We start from the raw sequence: 18,804 nt of genomic DNA, 5'->3' as shown, positions 1-18,804 counted from the left end.
GTCAAAGCGCCAGGCCGGCGACCAGGGCCGCGATCACGGCGACGACGACCGATGTCAGTGCGACCACGAGCAGGCCGCGGCGGCGCGTGGCGCTGAAGATGAAAAAGGTGGGAAAAGCGATGGTCATTGCGAGCATCGAGAGTATCCAGGCGTAGTTGGCCATCGAACTTGCGGCTCCTGCTGCGAGAGTTTGAGAGTCGTTGACGGCGCATTATACAGATCGTGATGACCGCTGCGGTGTTTGCGATCACGTGGCGTGGACATGCGACAGATTGAATGGGACAGGGCATGACGCCACTGTCACGGGGGAAAGACACTATGTCGATCGGTTGGCCCAGGACCGAGAGCAGTGCGCTTCGCTTTTCGACGGCCATGGCGGCGTTCATCGGTGCGCTGGCCTTGACGGTTTCGGTGCTCTCCACTTCCCAGGCGATTCTCCTCGACGGCCTGTTCAACGCGATCTACGCCGTGGTCGGCATCTTCACGCTTCGGGTCGGGCGGCTGGTCGTATCACCCGACGACGACACCTACCCGTTCGGGTACGGCTATTTCGAGTCGATGGTCAATGCCTGCAAGGGCCTGCTGATGCTGGGGGTGTCCGCGCTGGCGCTCTTCAACTCGATCACGGCGCTATTGACCGGTGGCAACGCCATCGCCGCCGGCATCTCAATCGTCTACGCCTGCGTGGCCACCGCGTCCTGTACCCTGACGGCCCTGGTGCTACGGGGTGTCAGCCGTCATGTCAGCAGCCCGCTGCTGCAGGCCGATATCGACAACTGGCGGATCAATGCCTTGATTTCGGCGGCGGTGCTGCTGGCTTTCTGCCTCATACCCCTGGCGTACGCCGTTGGCTGGGACGCCATCGTTCCCTACGTCGATTCGTGGTTGGTGATCGCGGTCGTGCTACTCTGTCTCGGCGTGCCCGTGCGCGTCGCCCGCGGCGCGATCCTGGAGCTGTTGAATCGCTCCCCGCGAGCGGCCGTTGCCGAGCCAGTGCGCGCGGCGATCATGACCGCCTTGGCGCCGCTTCCCACCCAAGACGTCTACGTTCGCATGGTCCGTCCGGGCCGGTTGCTCTACGTCACCGTCCATGTCGTGCTCGAGAAAGCCCATCCGCTTTCCGTCGAGGAATCAGATCGGTGGCGAGCGACCCTCGACGGCTGCGTTCGTCGGATTTCGGCACCGGTGCTGGTCGAGACGCTATTCACCTGCGACCGGCGCTGGGCGGCGCCCAGCACCGGTCAGGGTCACGCCGACGCCTGACCCAAATCGCGCCTCTCGTCAGCGCAACTTGGTCAGACGCAGTTCGGCGAGCTGTGCGGGGGGCAGGAACGAGTCCGAGCGCGCCTCTTCCCAGTAGTTCTTGAATACCGTGTGCTGGCTGTTGCCATCGAGTAGCTCGTCCGGTTTGAGAAAGGTGAACAGCTTGTCATAGGACTGGATTTCGTCGGCAGAAACTCGCCGAATGATATGCTCCGGTCCCAATTCTGCCGGATGTTGGAGCCCGGCGGCGGCCAGCATCTCGGCCAGCCCCTTGAGCGTGTTGCGATGGAAGTTGTAAACCCGTTCGGTCTTGTCGGCGACATCGAGGTGCCCGCTGCGCTTGGAGTCCTGGGTGGCCACGCCGCTGGGGCACTTGTCGGAATGGCAGTTGAGCGCCTGGATGCAGCCCAGCGAGAACATGAACCCCCGCGCCGCGTTGCACCAGTCGGCGCCCAGCGCCATGGTGCGGGCGATGTTGAACCCGGAAGTGACCTTGCCGGCGGCGCCGATCTTGATCTCGTCACGCAATCCTGCACCGACCAGCGTGTTATGAACCAGCATCAGCGCTTCGGTCAGCGGGACGCCCAGACGGTTGATGAACTCCAGCGGCGCAGCGCCCGTACCGCCCTCGCCGCCGTCGACCACGATGAAGTCGGGGCGCTGGCCGGTTTCGCGCATGGCCTTGACCATCGCGAACCACTCCCAGGGATGGCCGATCGCCAGCTTGAAGCCGACCGGTTTGCCGCCGGACAGCTCTCGCAGGCGGCCGATGAACGTCATCAGCTCCAGCGGGGTGGAGAAAGCGCTATGCCCGGCCGGCGAGACCACGTCTTCGCCCATGGGGACTTCCCGCGCTTCGGCGATCTCGGCGGTGACCTTGGCGGCCGGCAGGATGCCGCCGTGGCCGGGTTTGGCACCCTGCGATAGCTTGATCTCGATCATCTTGACCTGCTCGTCGCGCGCATTGGCGGCGAATCGCTCCTCGTTGAAACTGCCGTCGTCGTGGCGACAGCCGAAGTAGCCAGAGCCGATCTCCCACACCAGATCACCGCCGTGAATGCGGTGATAGCGCGAGATCGAGCCTTCGCCGGTGTCGTGGTAGAAACCGCCTTTCCGCGCACCGGCATTGAGTGCCTCGATCGCGTTTCCGGACAGCGAGCCGAAGCTCATGGCTGAAATATTGAACACGCTGGCCGAGTAGGGCTGGCTGCAAAGGCTACCGCCGACACGGATACGGAAATCGCTGTCTTCGATGTGGGCCGGGCGCAGCGAATGGTTGATCCATTCGTGGCCGGGGGCATACATGTCGATCAGCGATCCGAAGGGCTTCTTGTCGCTTTCGTTCTTGGCCCGCTGATAGACGACGGCACGCTGCTCCCGGGAAAACGGACGCTCATCGAGATCGGACTGGATGAAGTATTGACGAATTTCGGGACCGATCGATTCGAGAATGTAGCGACAGTGCGCCAGGATCGGATAGTTGCGGCTGATGGTGCGGCGCTTCTGACGCGTATCGTGAAAGCCCAGCCAGGAAAGACCACCGAAGATCGCGACGCCCCACCACCAGTGCGAGGAGGAGGCGAGGCCAATCAGCGAAACGACGAGTAGACAGAGGCTGACAATGAAAGCGGCGTTGCGTAACGGTAGACGCGAAAGGCCAGTGGCGTAACTCATGCGGACATCGGCTCCAGGCAGGTGAAATCGCGGCGGCACGGGACGCCACCGCGATCGCAAGGATAGCGCAACGCTCGGCGTTGCGGCCAACGCCACTCGGGGCTATTTTGGAGCACCGTCTCGCTCCTCGGCAGAGCGTGTCGTGCCGTCTGAAGGGCGGGCCGTCCACTCGCCGGATTCCGGCATGCCTGATGTTTTGCCCATTCGATACTTTGCACTTCGATGCTTTGCACATTCGATGCTTTGCCCATTCGATACTTTGCCAATTTGATACAAGGAATGCCCGAGTTTGCGACATCATCGATCCTTTTTGCGGTTACGACTGATCCTGCTCGTGCTGCACGGCTACGTCGGCTGGCGCCTGCTGGCCGGGCTTTCGCTGGGCATTTGGAGTGACATCGTCGTTGGCGGGTATCTGCTGATCAGCGCGCTGCTGATTCCCTGGGTCGTCAGGGTGACCTGGCTCAACGGCCGCTGGTTTGCCTGGCCTGTCGCGCTGATGACGGGAATGTTCTCGTTTCTGCTGCAACTCACCCTGATTCGGGACGTCCTGCTCGCGGTGGGATCTCTGCTGGCGGCGCCGAGGGCTTCGATCATCGCCGGTAGCGCCTGGGGGGTATTGGCCGGAACGTTGGTGCTGTCGGTCTACGCCCTCTGGCAGGCCAGGCGGGTTCCTCGCGTCGTCGACGTATCGGTGCCGCTGGCCGGACTTCCCGCCACGCTGGAAGGTTTCGTGATCGTTCAGTTGAGTGATTTGCACATCGGGCCGACGATCAAGCGCGGCCATCTGCAGCGTATCGTCGAACGCGTCAACGCGCTGAGACCGGATCTGGTCGCGATCACCGGCGATCTGACCGATGGCCGCGTCGCGGAGCTGGAAGCGGACGTGGCGCCGCTGGCGAACTTGAACGCTCGACATGGCACCTTCTGCGTCACTGGCAACCATGAGTACTACAGCGAAGCGGAGGCTTGGGTCTCTGCGTTTCGGCGATTGGGCATGCACGTGCTGATCAATGAATGCGACTACGTCGAGCATCAAGGGGCAACGTTGGCCGTCGCCGGCATCACGGATCTGTCAGCCGGCTACTACGTACCGAGCCATCGCAGTGACGCCGGTTTGGCGGCTCACGGCATTCCGCCCGGAATCACGCGGGTACTGCTCGCCCACCAGCCGAATTCCGCGCCCGCGGCGGCGGAGGCGGGATTCGAGCTCCAGCTCTCCGGCCATACTCACGGTGGCCAGATGTGGCCTTGGAGCCTGCTGGCGCGCCGCGCCAACCATTTCCTGGCCGGGCTGGGCAAGCAGGGAGGAATGTGGGTCTATACCAGCCGCGGTACCGGCTACTGGGGGCCGCCGATGCGTTTCGGCGCGCCGTCGGAGATCACCCGAATCCGACTGACCGCGGCATAGCTCCCGTCAAGGGCGACCCAACACGGGCGAGTCAGCGACCCCGTCGCTGACTCGCCCGTACCATGTCTCATCTGCGGTCACGCCGCCTTGGCCTTGCGATTGAGGGTTTCCAGCAGGGCGTCGATGTGTTGGAAGCGGTCTTCCTCTTTTTGCATGTCGCCGTGGAAGCGCAGCGTATCGGCGCCGTCGAGCTTGTAATCCGCGGGATGACGCTGGATCAATTCGACCAGTGTCATCGGATCGACCTGCGGTTCCGGGCCGAAGATCACCCGGCCGCGTTCGGGCCCGGCTTCCAGCTTGGCGATGCCGAGCCGTTCGGCGCGCTGACGCAGACTCGTCTGGCGGAACAGCGTCTTGAGCGGCGCCGGCAGCAGGCCGAAGCGGTCGATCATCTCTACCTGGAGCTCTTTCAGCGCCCCGTCGTCGGCCGCGCTGCTGATTCGCTTGTACATGATCAGGCGCTGCTGCACGTCCGGCAAGTAGTCGTTGGGAATCAGCGCTGGCAGGTTGAGACTGATCTCGGTGCCTTCGTCGAGCGGCGCTTCGATATTGGGGGTCTTGCCCGCGCGGATCGCCTTGACCGCGCGGTCCAGCATCTGCATGTAGAGGCTGTAGCCGATGGTTTCCATCTGCCCGCTCTGCTCGTCGCCGAGCAGCTCGCCCGCCCCGCGAATCTCCATGTCGTGGCTGGCGAGCGTGAAGCCGGCGCCAAGATCGTCGCTCTGGGTGATGGCTTCGAGTCGCTTGATCGCATCCTTGGTCATCGCCTTGGGCGGTGGTGTCAGCAGGTAGGCGTAGGCTTGGTGGTGGCTGCGTCCGACTCGCCCGCGCAGCTGGTGCAACTGGGCCAGTCCGAACTTGTCGGCCCGCTCGATGATAATGGTATTGGCGCTGGGGACGTCGATGCCGGTCTCGATGATGGTCGAGCAGACCAGCACGTTGAAACGCTTGTGGTAGAAGTCTGACATGACCCGTTCCAGCGCCCGCTCGGGGAGCTGACCATGGGCGACGCCGACCCGGGCTTCCGGTACCAGCTCGCGGATCTTCTCGGCGCTGGCCTCGATCGTTCTGACTTCGTTGTACAGGAAGTAGACCTGGCCGCCACGCAGCACTTCGCGCAGGATCGCCTCCTTGACCACGGGCTCGTTACGCTGCTGCACGAAGGTCTTGACCGAGAGGCGCCGCGCCGGTGGCGTGGCGATGATCGACAGATCGCGAATGCCGTTCATGGCCATGTTGAGCGTGCGCGGAATGGGTGTCGCCGTCAGCGTGAGGATGTCCACTTCGGCGCGCAGCTGCTTGAGCCGCTCCTTCTGAGCAACCCCGAAGCGGTGCTCCTCGTCGATGATCATCAGGCCCAGGTTGGAGAGCTTGACCGATTTGGAGAGCAGCTTGTGCGTGCCGATGATGATGTCGGCGCGGCCCTCGGCGATGCGCTTCAGCGCCTCGCTCTCGCCCTTGCCGCCGGTGAATCGCGAGAGCATTTCGACCTGCACGGCGGTGTCGGCAAACCGGTCGCGGAAGTTGTCGTAGTGCTGCTGCGCCAGTAGCGTCGTGGGCACCAGCACGACCACCTGTCGCCCGGAATTGACGGCGAGGAAGGCGGCGCGCATGGCGACCTCGGTCTTGCCAAAGCCGACGTCGCCACAGACGACGCGGTCCATCGGGCGGGGTGCGGTCATGTCATCGATCACGGCCTCGATGGCGGCGTGCTGATCGGGCGTCTCCTCGAACGGGAAGCTCGCCGCGAAGCGCAGATACTCCTCGCCTGGCATGTCGCTGGCGAAGCCTTCCCGGGCTTCGCGACGCGCGTAGATATCGAGAAGTTCGGCAGCAGTGTCGCGGACTTTCTCGGCCGCCTTGCGCTTGGCCTTGTCCCAGGTGTCCGAGCCCAGCTTGTGCAGCGGAGCAAGCTCGTCGGTGGCGCCGGCATAGCGGGAAATGAGCTGCAGATTGTCGACCGGCACGTAGAGCTTGGCGCCGCCGGCGTATTCCAGCGCCAGGAATTCCGCCGCCTGGCCACCGGCGGTGAGCATCTCCAGGCCCTGGTAGCGACCGACGCCGTGATGCTGATGTACCACCGGTGCGCCGGGTCGCAGTTCGGAGAGGTGACGCACCGCCAGCTCGTTATCGTCGGTCGCCTTGGCGCGGCGCCGCGTCTGGCGCACGACTTCGCCGTAGAGCTCGGTTTCGGTGATGACGGCGACGTCGGGATCGCCCAGCCACAGCCCTTCGTCCAGGGCTCCCTCGGCGATCGCGAACGGCTGATCGCCGTCCAGAAAGTCCTGCCAGCCATCGATATGGGGAATGTCCCGATGCAAGGGCGCCAGCGCCTCGTCCAGCGCTTCACGGCGCCCCCTGGACTCGGCGACGAACAGAATGCGTAGACCACGGTGGGCCTCGAGGAACGTCTCGAGGGACGCCAGCGGGCGTTGGGCCCGGGCATTGATCGCGACGGCCGGCGGTTGCTGCGTCGCGCTGACAATGGCATGACGCGATTGCGGATCGGTCACGAACTCGAGCCGGGGATGCTGCTTGATCGCCGCAAAGACCTCGGCGGCCGGCACGAACGCTTTTGCCGGTGGCAGCAGCGGCCGAGTGGGGTCGACGCCGAGATTCTCGTAGCGGCCTTCGATCGAGAGCCAGTGATGCTCGGCGGCTTCGAACACGTCCGGCAGCATGGCGATGCGGGTCTGTTCCGCCAGGTGCTCGAACAGGGTCGCCGTCTCCTCGAAGAACAGCGGCAGGTACTGCTCGAGCCCGGGGGAGGGAATGCCCTTGATCGCATCGGCATACAGCGGGCACTGGCGCGGATCGACATCGAAAAGGGTTTCGAAGCCTTCGCGGAAGCAGGCGATCGCCGAGCGAGACAGCGAATATTCGTGTGCTGGCAGCAGATCGATGCGCTCGATCTTGTCCTGGGTGCGCTGGGTATCCGGATCGAAGCGCCTAAGCGTATCGATCTCGTCGTCGAACAGATCGATGCGTAAGGGTGCATTCGTCCCCATCGGGAACAGATCGATCAGCGAGCCACGCATGGCGTATTCGCCGGGTTCGTAGACCGTCTCCACCGCGCGATAGCCGGCCCGCGACAGACGTTCGCGGAAACTTTCCCGATCGAGTCGGTCCCCGGTCGCCAGCGTCAGCACGCGTCCGGCCACATACTCCCTTGGCGGCAGGCGCTGCATCAGCGTATTGATCGATGCCAGCACGATGCCCTGCGTTCCCTCCTGCAGTTCCCGCAGCGTTCGCAGCCGCTCGGAGACGATATCCTGATGCGGGGAAAAGCTGTCGTAGGGCAGGGTTTCCCAGTCCGGAAACGGCATGACCGGGACGCGGGCATAGAAGCGCAGGGTGCTTTCGAGACGCTGCGCACTGGCGGTGTCCGGAGTGATCACCAGCAGCGGCGCGTCATCGGCCAGGCGCGCCAGCGTCAGCGCGGTGGCGCTTCCCTGAGGCAGCTGGCAATAGGTGGTTTCACGCGTGCCTGTCGGCAGAGGCGGGGCAAGCGGTGTGAAATGCGACATGGGCCTTTCGGAGAACGAATTTGCGTGCAGGGATGATAGCAGGCTGTCGCGGAGGCGGGGACGTCGAGTCCAATTTCTTGTCCCGACTGCCTTTGGCGGTTTACGCCGAGCATGATGCATCCGGCTACGACCTTTGTAGTGAAACTACAACATTTGCGACTACGCGGCGATTGCGGGGTGTTCCGTAGGGCGCAGATAATACTCGGGTTTTTAGCAAGCTCGACGCTTCCGGCGAGGATTGGTCAACGGCCCGCTCGATGAATTCGTCCCGCCAATTCGACCCGCCAATTCGATCAGAGAGAGATCCGCTTGTGAGTCATGAACAGCTCGATACCGTCTTCCAGGAGTGGCAGGACAACGAGGCTCGCGCGGAGGAGATGATCCCGCTTCTGGGCAAGCTCTACCGCCAGTACAACGTGATTCCTTCGCTGTTCGGTCGGTCGTTGATCAACCGTTCCGTCACCCGGATCCTCAAGAACCATCGCTATGTTCGCAAGGTCGAGGGGACCGAGCTGTCCATCGCCGATACGCTGCCGATGGTGCGTGCCATGAGTGAGATGGAACTGGCGCCGGCGCACATCGATATCGGTCGTCTGGGCGTCGCGTTCAAGAATGCCGGCGAGACCGACGTCATCGCGTTTCTCCAGCGTGAGCTCGCCGACATCGTCGGCCGTCACGACAGCAGCGGGATGGGCGGCGAGCCGCAGGACGTGGTGCTTTACGGTTTTGGCCGCATCGGTCGCATTCTGGCGCGTATCATGATCGAGAAGGCCGGCGGCGGTAACTTGCTGCGGCTGCGCGCCATCGTCGTTCGCGGTAGCGGCGACGATCTCGAGAAGCGCGCCAGTCTACTGCGTCGCGATTCCGTTCACGGCCCGTTCTCCGGCTCGATCGATATCGATCACGACAATCATGCTCTGATCGCCAACGGCCACTATATCCAGATCATCTATGCCGATTCGCCGGCCGAGATCGATTACACCGCCTACGGCATCGACAACGCCATCGTCGTCGACAACACCGGCAAATGGCGCGATCGTGAAGGGCTGGCTCAGCATCTCGAGTCGAAAGGGGTTGCCAAGGTGCTGCTGACCGCGCCGGGCAAGGGCGATCTCAAGAACATCGTCCACGGTATCAATCATCGGACCATCGGCGACGAGGACCGGATCGTTTCGGCGGCTTCCTGTACCACCAATGCCATCGTCCCGGTGCTGAAGGCGATCGACGACGAGTACGGGATCGCTCACGGTCATGTCGAGACCGTTCACTCCTACACCAACGATCAGAACCTGATCGACAACTATCACAAGGGCGACCGGCGTGGGCGCAGCGCGCCGCTCAATATGGTGCTGACGGAAACCGGTGCGGCCAAGGCGGTGTCCAAGGCGCTGCCGGCACTTTCGGGAAAGCTGACCGGCAACGCGATTCGTGTGCCGACGCCCAACGTATCGATGGCGATCCTGAACCTGTCGCTGGAAAAAGAGACCGACCGCACCGCGCTCAATGAATACCTTCGCCAGATGGCGCTGCACTCGCCGATGCACAAGCAGATCGATTATGTCGATTCGCCGGAAGTGGTATCGTCGGACTTCGTCGGCAATCGCCACGCCGGGGTGCTGGATGCCAAGGCGACCATCGCCGACGGCAAACATGTTGTACTCTACGTCTGGTACGACAACGAGTTCGGCTACAGCTGCCAGGTGGTGCGGATCCTGCAGTACATGTCACGCGTCTGCCATCGGTACCTGCCGGTCACGAGCTGATTCGTCCATTGGACCTTAGTCTAAAAAGTCTCGGCCTCGCCGGGACTTTTTCGTGATTCGACGGTCGGCTCGGCATGCCGGCGAGTAGTCTTCCAAGGCCCGCATCATTATAATGGTGCGCGTTTTTCCGCGTGGCCCGTCGAAGTCCCGGGCCATGGAAGTCACCCTTTCTGATAAGAGAAGCATTCGGATGCCGTGACGTCATTTTCCTGCGCTTCCGCGGCCGCGCTGTTTTCCTCGGCCGTGCGACAGGAGCCAGGGCGTGCCTGACGTCCGTCGAACCTTTTTCCTTATCGACATCAGATTCGACAACTGGGCGAGACTATGATCGAAGTCAAACGAGGCCTGGACCTTCCCGTTGCCGGGGCGCCGGAGCAGCGTATCGACGAGGGCCGCGCCGTGCGCCACGTCGCGTTGCTCGGGTCCGACTATGTCGGCATGAAGCCGACCATGGAGGTCCGTGAAGGCGATCGCGTGAAGCGGGGCCAGGTACTGTTCACCGACAAGAAAGTGGCTGGGGTCCGGTATACCGCTCCCGGGGCTGGCGAGGTGGTCGCGATCAACCGCGGCGAGAAACGTCGCCTGCTGTCGGTGGTCATCAAGCTCGACGAGGAGGAGCAGAGCGAGGCATACACGGCACACGGCGTGGACGGACTGGCTTCTCTCTCGCGATCACAGGTCGTCGATCAACTGGTCGAATCCGGGCTGTGGACAGCGCTGCGCACGCGGCCTTTCTCGCGGGTTCCGGAACTCGATGCGGTGCCGGCGGACATCTTCGTCACGGCCATCGACACGCATCCGCTCGCGGCCGACCCCAAGATCATCATCGACGCTGATAGCGATGCGTTCCGCCAGGGGTTGCAGGTGATTCGTCACCTGACGCCAGGCAAGGTCTTCGTGAGCCGTCGTGGCGATGCGCAGTTGCCGGGTGACGATCTGGACGGCGTTCGGGCCGAAGGGTTCGAGGGGCTGCACCCGGCCGGGCTGGTCGGCACGCATATCCATTACCTGTCTCCGGTCGGTCTGCAGCGACAGGTATGGCACCTCGATTGCCAGGACGTGATTGCCATCGGCAAGCTGTTTGCCGAAGGGCGCTTCGATCCCACCCGGGTAGTCGCGATCGGCGGGCCGCGGGCCAGGAATCCGCGCCTGGTTCGCACGCGTCTGGGGGCCAGCAGCGAAGAGCTGCTCGAAGGCGAGATCGAGAAGCCGGAAGATACGCGGGTGATCTCCGGATCCATTTTCGGCGGTACGCAGTGCGAGGGAAGTCGTCAGTTCCTGGGACGTTTCCATCGCCAGTTTTCATTGCTCGAGGAAGGCAACAAGCGCGCCTTCATGGGCTGGCTGTCGCCCGGTCGCAATCGTCATTCGGTGATGGGGATCTACGTTTCCCAGTTCCTGGGACTGCCCAACTACGCGCCGAACACGTCGACCAACGGTTCCGAGCGTGCGATGGTGCCGATCGGGGCCTACGAGAAGGTCATGCCGCTGGATATCATGCCGACCCAACTGCTGCGTTCCTTGATCGTTGGCGATATCGAGTCGGCCATGCAGCTCGGCTGCCTGGAACTGGATGAGGAAGATCTCTCGCTGTGCACCTATGTGTGCCCGGGCAAGTACGAGTATGGTCCCATCCTGCGCGACAACCTGACCATGATCGAGAAAGAGGCCTGATGATGGGGATTCGCAACACGCTGGACAAGCTGGAGCCTCATTTCGAGAAGGGCGGCAAGTACGAGAAGTTCTATGCCCTCTACGAGGCGGTCGATACGATTTTCTATTCGCCCCCCAGCGTCACCAAAAGCATGACTCACGTGCGCGACGGCATCGACCTCAAGCGCATCATGATCACGGTCTGGGCCTGTACGTTCCCGGCCATGTTCTTCGGGATGTACAACGCCGGCTACCAGGCCAACCTGGCGATCGCTGACGGATTCAGTGCCATGGCGGGCTGGCGCGAAGTGGTGACCATGGCGCTGGCGGGCAGTCATGATCCTGGCAGCATCTGGGCCAATTTCGTGCTGGGCGCGACCTATTTTCTGCCCATCTATCTGGTGACGTTCATCGTGGGCGGCTTCTGGGAAGTCCTGTTCGCGGTCAAGCGTGGCCATGAAGTCAACGAAGGTTTCTTCGTCACCTCGGTGCTGTTCGCACTGACGCTGCCGGCGACCATTCCGCTGTGGCAGGTGGCGCTCGGCATTTCCTTTGGTGTCGTGATCGGCAAGGAGATCTTCGGTGGTACCGGCAAGAACTTCCTCAATCCGGCACTGACCGGGCGGGCTTTCCTCTACTTTGCGTATCCGGCGCAGATTTCCGGCGATAGCGTGTGGGTGCCGGCCGATGGCTTTACCGGTGCCACGGCATTGTCCAATGCTTCGCTCAATGGCATGGAGGGCCTGCACCAGCAGTACAGCTGGTGGGACGCGTTCTTCGGTTTCATCCAGGGTTCCGTGGGGGAAACCTCGACGCTGGCCATTCTGATCGGCGCGGCGGTGCTGTTGCTGACGCGTATCGCGTCGTGGCGCATCATGGCGGGGGTCATGCTCGGCATGATCCTGACGGCTTCGCTGTTCAACCTCGTCGGTTCCGACAGCAACCCGATGTTCGCCATGCCATGGTACTGGCACCTCGTCCTCGGCGGCTTCGCCTTCGGCATGGTGTTCATGGCGACCGATCCGGTGTCGGCGTCGATGACCGATCGCGGCAAGCTGATCTTCGGTGCACTGATCGGGGTGATGACGGTACTGATTCGCGTCGTCAACCCGGCATTCCCGGAGGGCATCATGCTGGCCATTCTGTTTGCGAATCTGTTCGCGCCGCTGATCGATCACATCTTCGTGCAGGCCAACATCAAGCGGCGCCAGAAGCGACTGGCGAGCCTTGCGCCCGCCGAGAAGGAGGCTGTCTGATGGCGAACAACAACTCGATCAAGAAAACGCTGATCGTCGCGTTTTCGCTCTGTGTCATCTGCTCTGTCGTGGTCTCGTCCGCGGCAGTGGTATTGAAGCCCAAGCAGGTGCAGAACCAGGAGCTCGATCGCAAGAGCAACATCCTCCAGGTCACCGAGTTATACAAGCCGGGTGATGACGTCGAGGAAAAATACGCCGAGCTGATCACACCGCGCGTGGTCGATCTCGAGACCGGTGAATATTCCCAGGATCTGGATCCGGGTAGCTACGACCAGTTCGATGCGGCCAGGGATCCGGCGACTTCGCGCACGCTCTCGGGTGACGACGATATCGCGGGTATCGGCCGGCAGGAGAAGTACTCCACGGTCTATCTGGTCGGCGATCCCGACGATCCGGACCAGATCGTCATGCCGATTCGCGGCCAAGGCCTCTGGGGCTTGATGGAAGGCTTCTTGTCCGTGCGTGGCGATGGCAATACCATCGTCGGTCTATCCTATTACGACCAGTCGGAAACGCCGGGGCTGGGCGGTGAAGTCGACAATCCGCGCTGGAAGGCCAAGTGGGATGGCAAGAAAATCTACGAGGACGGCGATTTCCAGGATCCTCAGATTCAACTCGTGAAGGGCGGTGCCAGCGGCGATTACGAAGTCGATGCGCTGTCGGGTGCCTCGCTCACCAGTCGAGGTGTCACCAACATGTTGCGGTTCTGGCTGAGTGACGAGGGCTACGCCCCGTACCTCGCTCGATTCCATGACGATTCCCAAGGAGGTGCGTGAAGATGGCTACGGACTCCGTAAAAGACGTCGTTCTGTCACCGGTCTTCAAGAACAACCCGATCGCCTTGCAGGTGCTGGGGATCTGTTCCGCGTTGGCGGTGACCAACTCCATGAGCGTATCGCTGGTCATGGGGCTTGCAGTCATCGCGGTGACGGCATTCTCCAGCATGTTCGTATCGCTGATCCGCAATCACATCCCGTCGTCGATCCGCATCATCGTGCAGATGACGATCATCGCGTCGCTGGTCATCGTGGTCGACCAGGTTCTTCGCGCCTACGCCTACGATATGTCCAAGCAGCTATCGGTGTTCGTCGGCCTGATCATCACCAACTGTATCGTCATGGGTCGCGCCGAGGCTTATGCCATGCAGAACGGCCCGGTCATGAGCTTTCTCGATGGCGTGGGCAACGGGCTGGGTTATGCCGTGATTCTGCTGATCGTCGGTTTTGTCCGCGAGCTGCTGGGATCCGGCAGCGTGTTCGGACTGACCATTCTACCGACGGTTCAGAATGGCGGCTGGTACGTGCCTAACGGCCTGATGCTGCTGCCACCGTCCGCGTTCTTCGTCATCGGTCTGTTGATCTGGATATTGCGTTCGCTCAATCCGGAACAGATCGAGAAGACCGAATACCGCATCGTTGCCAACAGCAAGACCAAGATCAAGGAGGCCTCTCATGTTTGAGCACTATCTCAGCCTGTTCGTGAAGGCGGTCTTCGTCGAGAACATGGCCCTGGCATTCTTTCTTGGCATGTGCACGTTTCTGGCGGTATCCAAGAAGATCTCGTCGGCCATCGGCCTGGGCATCGCGGTCGTCGTCGTTCTGACGATCACCGTGCCGGTGAACAATCTGATCCTCAATTACCTGCTCAAGGCGGGTGCGCTGAGCTGGACCGGACTGGAAGGGGCCGAGAACATCGACCTCAGCTTCCTGGGGCTTCTGAGCTATATCGGCGTGATCGCGGCGATCGTCCAGATCCTTGAGATGTTTCTGGATAAATTCGTTCCCTCGCTCTACAACGCCTTGGGCGTTTTCCTGCCGTTGATTACGGTCAACTGCGCCATCATGGGTGCCTCTCTGTTCATGGTGCAGCGCGATTACTCCTTCGGGGAGTCGGTGGTCTACGGTGCCGGTGCCGGCGCCGGTTGGGCCCTGGCGATCATGGCGCTGGCGGGTATCCGGGAAAAGCTCAAGTACAGTGATGTGCCGGGTAGTCTGCAGGGGCTTGGCATCACCTTCATCACTGCGGGTCTGATGTCGCTGGGCTTCATGTCCTTCTCCGGCATTCAGCTTTGACATTCGGCCCAGACGCCAACAAGGCTCCGTGGCGTCACAGCAGTGACGTCGACGCAATAAGGAAATAGGAACCCGACATGGTTGATACATCCATCATCGTGCTCGGCGTCGTCATGTTCACCGTGATCGTGCTGGGGCTGGTAGGGGTCATTCTGGCCGCACGCAGCCGCCTGGTGAGCAGCGGTGACGTGGCGATCGAGATCAACGGCGACCCTGACAACACCGTGACGACGCAGGCCGGCGGGAAGCTGCTCCAGACTCTCGCCGCCAACGGCATCTTCCTCTCCTCGGCATGCGGGGGCGGCGGTTCCTGCGCTCAATGCAAATGCCAGGTGAGCGACGGCGGCGGCTCGATCCTGCCGACTGAGGAGTCCCACTTCACGCTGCGCGAGAAGAAGGAAGGCTGGCGCCTCTCCTGCCAGGTGCCGGTCAAGCAGGACATGAAGATCCGCGTGCCGGACGAGGTCTTCGGGGTCAAGAAGTGGGAGTGCGAGGTGGTCGAGAACCCCAACGTCGCCACTTTCATCAAGGAGCTGAACCTGAAGTTGCCGGAAGGCGAAGAGGTGGCGTTCCGTGCCGGCGGTTACGTGCAGCTGGTGGCGCCACCCTATGACGTTAAGTTCTCCGACTTCGACATCGAAGAGCAGTATCGGGGTGACTGGGATAATTTCGGGCTTTTCAATATCACCCACAAGAGTGATGAAGAGGTGATTCGCGCCTACTCGATGGCGAACTATCCCGAAGAGAAGGGGATTCTCAAGTTCAATATCCGTATCGCGACGCCGCCGCCCAAGTCGAGCCACCCGCCGGGGCTGATGTCCACCTACGTGTTTAGCTTGAAGCCGGGTGACAAGGTGACCGTGATGGGGCCGTTCGGTGAGTTCTTTGCCAAGGATACCGAAGCCGAAATGGTCTTCATCGGCGGCGGTGCCGGCATGGCGCCGATGCGTAGCCATATCTTCGATCAGCTCAAGCGTCTGAAGTCCTCGCGAAAGATGTCGTTCTGGTATGGCGCGCGCTCCTGGCGCGAGACGTTCTACAACGAAGAGTACGACCAGCTCGCCGAGGAGTTCGACAACTTCGAATGGCATCTGGCGCTCTCCGATCCGCAGCCGGAAGACAACTGGGAAGGGCCCACCGGGTTCATTCATAACGTGCTGTACGAGAACTATCTCAAGGATCACCCGGCGCCGGAGGACTGCGAGTACTACATGTGCGGGCCGCCGATGATGAATGCCTCGGTGATCAAGATGCTGACCGACATGGGTGTCGAGCCCGAAAACATCATGCTGGATGATTTCGGCGGATGATCGAGCGGCTTGAGCGCCGAGTGACGGGGCCGATCCTTCTGGGGTTGGCCCTGTTGCTATTCGTACTGCTGGCCGGGTGCGAGCGCGATCCCCAATCCTATCGGCTGGAAGGGCCGATCTTCGGCACCGGATTTCACATCACCTTCTACGGTGACTACGACGACGAGAAACTCGCCGATATCGAACAGTCGGTCAAGGACGCGCTTCATGACGTCGATCGTTTGATGTCGACCTACAAGCCAGACTCCGAGCTGTCGAGATTCAACCAGGCCGAGGTCGGCCAGCCATTCGAGTTGTCCCCTCAGACCGCGGAGGTGGTTCGAGAAGCGATCCGCGTGGGCGATATTTCCGACGGGGCTTTCGATGTCACGGTGGGTGCCGCCGTCAACCTGTGGGGCTTTGGACCGGACAAGCATCCGGATCGCGTCCCCGACGACGACCAGATCGCGGAAGCGTTGAAGGAGGTCGACTACAAGGCACTCGAGCTCGACGGCAACACGCTGACCAAGACCAAACCGGTGTATGTCGATCTTTCCGGGATCGCCAAGGGGTACGGCGTCGATGCGGTGGCGCGAGCGCTGGATGCTCTCGGCGTGGATCGTTACCTGGTCGAGGTCGGTGGCGAGATCCGCACCCGCGGTGACAAGCCTGGCGGTCAGCCATGGCGCATCGCGGTGGAGAAACCGGTCTCGAATGAACGCAGCGTGCAGCGTATCATTGAGCTGGACGATTCCGCCGTGGCGACTTCGGGCGACTATCGCAACTATTTCGAAAGCGATGGCAAGCGCTACTCGCACACCATCGATCCGCGAACAGGGCGGCCGATCACGCATCATCTGGTCTCGGTGACGGTGATCACGTCCGACTGCATGACCGCCGACGCTCTGGCCACGGCGATCGATGTATTGGGTCCCGACGCCGGCTATACCATGGCGGAGCGAGAAAACCTGGCGGTCTATCTCGTTGTCAAAACACCGGAAGGCTTCGAAACGCGCGTTTCTACGGCGTTTCAGAGCTATCTCGAAGATTCGGAAACGGAGGATCGATCATGACGATTTGGATTCTGGCCTTTGCCATCATGCTGCTGCTGGTAGCCGGCATGGCGATTGGCGTCATCCTCGGAAACAAGCCTATCGCCGGATCCTGCGGCGGCCTCAATACGCTCGGGCTCAAGAGCGGATGCGAGATCTGCGGCGGGAACGACGAAGTCTGCGAAGAAGAGAGCCGCAAGAACATTGCCGGCGCACGCCGACGCAGCGACGAGAACCGCGGCGCGGATCTGGGCTACAACGCCATCAAGCGATGACCGAGGGTATCACCGGGTTCGCTTGTCGGTTGCCACGAGCCAATCGGATCGTACCAGCCATCAGGTAAGGAGTAGGCGAAGCACATGGCAGTTCACAATTACGACGTCGTGGTCATCGGCTCGGGGCCCGCGGGCGAAAGCGCGGCGATCAATGCGGCGAAACACGGCAAGCGTGTCGCTATCGTCGAGCGGCAATCCTCCGTCGGCGGCAACTGCACCCATTGGGGGACGATCCCCTCCAAGGCGTTGCGGCATCAGGTCAAGCAGATCATGCAGTTCAATACCAACCGCATGTTCCGCGATATCGGTGAACCCCGCTGGTTCTCGTTTCCCAAGGTGCTCGAGCGGTCTCGGGTGACGATCGATCAGCAGGTCGAGCTGCGCACCAAATTCTATTCCCGCAATCGCATCGATCTGTTCTTTGGCGTGGCGCGCTTTCGCGATGACAATACGGTCGTGGTGCGGGACAACCACGAGGGCGCGGAAGAACTGAGCGCACCGCAGTTCGTGATCGCTACCGGATCGCGCCCCTATCGCCCGGCCGACGTCAACTTCCGTCATCCGCGTATCTACTGTTCCGACACCATTCTCGGCCTTTCGCACACCCCGCGGACACTGATCATCTATGGGGCGGGTGTGATCGGTTCGGAGTACGCTTCCATTTTTTCCGGGCTGGGCGTCAAGGTCGATCTGATCGATACCCGTGAGCGCCTGCTGTCCTTTCTCGATGACGAAATCAGTGACGCGCTCTCCTACGAGCTGCGCAATTACGGCGTGTTGATTCGTCACAATGAAGAGTACCGGAGCGTCGAGGGCGACGAGGCCGGCGTGGTGGTCAATCTGGAATCCGGCAAACGGCTGCGTGCCGATGCCTTCCTGTGGGCCAACGGTCGTACCGGTAATACCGACGAGCTAGGCCTGGAGAACATCGGGCTCGAACCCAACGGCCGCGGCCAGTTGCAGGTCGATAACCACTATCGCACCGCGATCCCGCATATCTATGCGGTCGGGGACGTGATCGGCTGGCCGAGTCTGGCGAGCGCGGCCTACGACCAGGGGCGTAGCGCCAGCGATGAATTTCTCGGGGAAGATTTCCGCTTCGTCGATGATATTCCCACCGGGATCTACACCATTCCCGAGATCAGTTCCGTCGGCAAGACCGAGCGCGAACTGACCGAAGCCAAAGTCCCCTACGAGGTGGCTCAGGCCTTCTTCAAGGATACCGCTCGGGCGCAGATTACCGGCGATACGGCCGGCATGCTCAAGATCCTGTTCCATCGCGAGACACTGGAGATCCTGGGAATTCACTGCTTTGGCGATCAGGCTTCCGAGATCGTTCATATCGGTCAGGCCATCATGCAGCAGAAGGGCGAGGCCAACACGCTACGCTACTTCATCAATACCACATTCAACTATCCCACCATGGCCGAGGCCTATCGCATCGCTGCCCAGAACGGCTTGAACCGACTTTTCTGAATGGCCTGAACGTGGTTCGCCCCGGATCTGCAACCCATCGAGGCTTCGCGATCCGGGGCGACGGCGTTTCTGACGTCTCGCTTTTGCAGGATG

The 18,804-nt window shown here is 61.8% G+C and carries 15 protein-coding genes; 12 read left to right on the top strand and 3 right to left on the bottom strand.

What is annotated here, in order from left to right; genetic code table 11:
• Position 1: 1 nt before the first annotated feature.
• Positions 2-163, bottom strand: coding sequence for a hypothetical protein (locus BTW07_RS19865; RefSeq protein ID WP_157958550.1), 162 nt, complete (start codon positions 161-163; stop codon positions 2-4).
• Between the two features lie 155 nt (positions 164-318).
• Between BTW07_RS19865 and BTW07_RS13290 the strand changes: the two genes are divergently transcribed.
• Positions 319-1,263: a cation diffusion facilitator family transporter gene (locus tag BTW07_RS13290; protein ID WP_075570666.1), complete on the top strand. Its 945-nt coding sequence runs from the start codon at positions 319-321 to the stop codon at positions 1,261-1,263.
• 18 nt (positions 1,264-1,281) lie between these two features.
• Here BTW07_RS13290 and BTW07_RS13285 read toward each other — a convergent pair whose 3' ends face one another.
• Positions 1,282-2,937 (bottom strand): FMN-binding glutamate synthase family protein, encoded by a 1,656-nt coding sequence (locus tag BTW07_RS13285; RefSeq protein ID WP_075570665.1) that lies wholly within the window; start codon positions 2,935-2,937, stop codon positions 1,282-1,284.
• 310 nt (positions 2,938-3,247) lie between these two features.
• Here BTW07_RS13285 and BTW07_RS13280 point away from each other — a divergent pair, with 310 nt between their 5' ends.
• Positions 3,248-4,348, top strand: coding sequence for a metallophosphoesterase (locus BTW07_RS13280; protein ID WP_083941885.1), 1,101 nt, complete (start codon positions 3,248-3,250; stop codon positions 4,346-4,348).
• A 77-nt stretch (positions 4,349-4,425) separates the two neighbouring features.
• Here the strand turns inward: BTW07_RS13280 and mfd are convergent, their stop codons facing one another.
• The gene (gene mfd / locus BTW07_RS13275) at positions 4,426-7,875 is read right to left on the bottom strand and encodes a transcription-repair coupling factor (protein WP_075570663.1); all 3,450 of its coding nucleotides are present in this window, start codon (positions 7,873-7,875) and stop codon (positions 4,426-4,428) included.
• 311 nt (positions 7,876-8,186) lie between these two features.
• On the opposite strand from mfd, the gene BTW07_RS13270 reads away from it, so the two are divergent.
• The 10 genes from BTW07_RS13270 to sthA all read left to right on the top strand — a co-directional run bounded on the left by BTW07_RS13270 (position 8,187) and on the right by sthA (position 18,711).
• The gene (locus BTW07_RS13270; protein ID WP_075570662.1) at positions 8,187-9,638 is read left to right on the top strand and encodes a glyceraldehyde-3-phosphate dehydrogenase; all 1,452 of its coding nucleotides are present in this window, start codon (positions 8,187-8,189) and stop codon (positions 9,636-9,638) included.
• Between the two features lie 324 nt (positions 9,639-9,962).
• Complete coding sequence (locus BTW07_RS13265; protein WP_075570661.1) at positions 9,963-11,312, top strand: Na(+)-translocating NADH-quinone reductase subunit A; 1,350 nt, start codon at positions 9,963-9,965, stop codon at positions 11,310-11,312.
• Entirely contained in the window at positions 11,312-12,547 is a 1,236-nt protein-coding gene (locus BTW07_RS13260) for an NADH:ubiquinone reductase (Na(+)-transporting) subunit B (protein WP_075570660.1), read from the top strand. Before BTW07_RS13265 ends, BTW07_RS13260 begins: the two co-directional genes overlap by 1 nt.
• Positions 12,544-13,323 (top strand): Na(+)-translocating NADH-quinone reductase subunit C, encoded by a 780-nt coding sequence (locus BTW07_RS13255; protein ID WP_110641882.1) that lies wholly within the window; start codon positions 12,544-12,546, stop codon positions 13,321-13,323. Before BTW07_RS13260 ends, BTW07_RS13255 begins: the two co-directional genes overlap by 4 nt.
• 2 nt (positions 13,324-13,325) lie before the next feature.
• Positions 13,326-14,006 (top strand): NADH:ubiquinone reductase (Na(+)-transporting) subunit D, encoded by a 681-nt coding sequence (locus tag BTW07_RS13250; RefSeq protein ID WP_075570658.1) that lies wholly within the window; start codon positions 13,326-13,328, stop codon positions 14,004-14,006.
• Positions 13,999-14,619, top strand: a complete 621-nt coding sequence (gene nqrE, locus BTW07_RS13245; RefSeq protein WP_075570657.1) for an NADH:ubiquinone reductase (Na(+)-transporting) subunit E — start codon at positions 13,999-14,001, stop codon at positions 14,617-14,619. The genes BTW07_RS13250 and nqrE overlap by 8 nt, the downstream gene beginning before the upstream one ends.
• Positions 14,620-14,696: 77 nt before the next feature.
• Complete coding sequence (gene nqrF / locus BTW07_RS13240) at positions 14,697-15,929, top strand: NADH:ubiquinone reductase (Na(+)-transporting) subunit F (protein WP_075570656.1); 1,233 nt, start codon at positions 14,697-14,699, stop codon at positions 15,927-15,929.
• Positions 15,926-16,981 (top strand): FAD:protein FMN transferase, encoded by a 1,056-nt coding sequence (locus BTW07_RS13235; RefSeq protein ID WP_075570655.1) that lies wholly within the window; start codon positions 15,926-15,928, stop codon positions 16,979-16,981. The genes nqrF and BTW07_RS13235 overlap by 4 nt, the downstream gene beginning before the upstream one ends.
• A complete protein-coding gene (gene nqrM, locus BTW07_RS13230; RefSeq protein ID WP_075570654.1) occupies positions 16,978-17,235 on the top strand; it encodes a (Na+)-NQR maturation NqrM in 258 nt (85 codons plus the stop codon). Before BTW07_RS13235 ends, nqrM begins: the two co-directional genes overlap by 4 nt.
• An 84-nt stretch (positions 17,236-17,319) precedes the next feature.
• Positions 17,320-18,711 carry a Si-specific NAD(P)(+) transhydrogenase gene (gene sthA / locus BTW07_RS13225; RefSeq protein WP_075570653.1) on the top strand — a complete coding sequence of 464 codons (1,392 nt, stop codon included), beginning with the start codon at positions 17,320-17,322 and terminating at the stop codon, positions 18,709-18,711.
• The last annotated feature ends 93 nt before the right edge of the window (positions 18,712-18,804 follow it).

This window comes from Salinicola socius (assembly GCF_001937195.1).
GTDB lineage: Bacteria > Pseudomonadota > Gammaproteobacteria > Pseudomonadales > Halomonadaceae > Salinicola > Salinicola socius.
The sequence above is the reverse complement of the archived record's forward strand: the minus strand, read 5'-3'. Positions and strand labels throughout refer to the sequence as shown.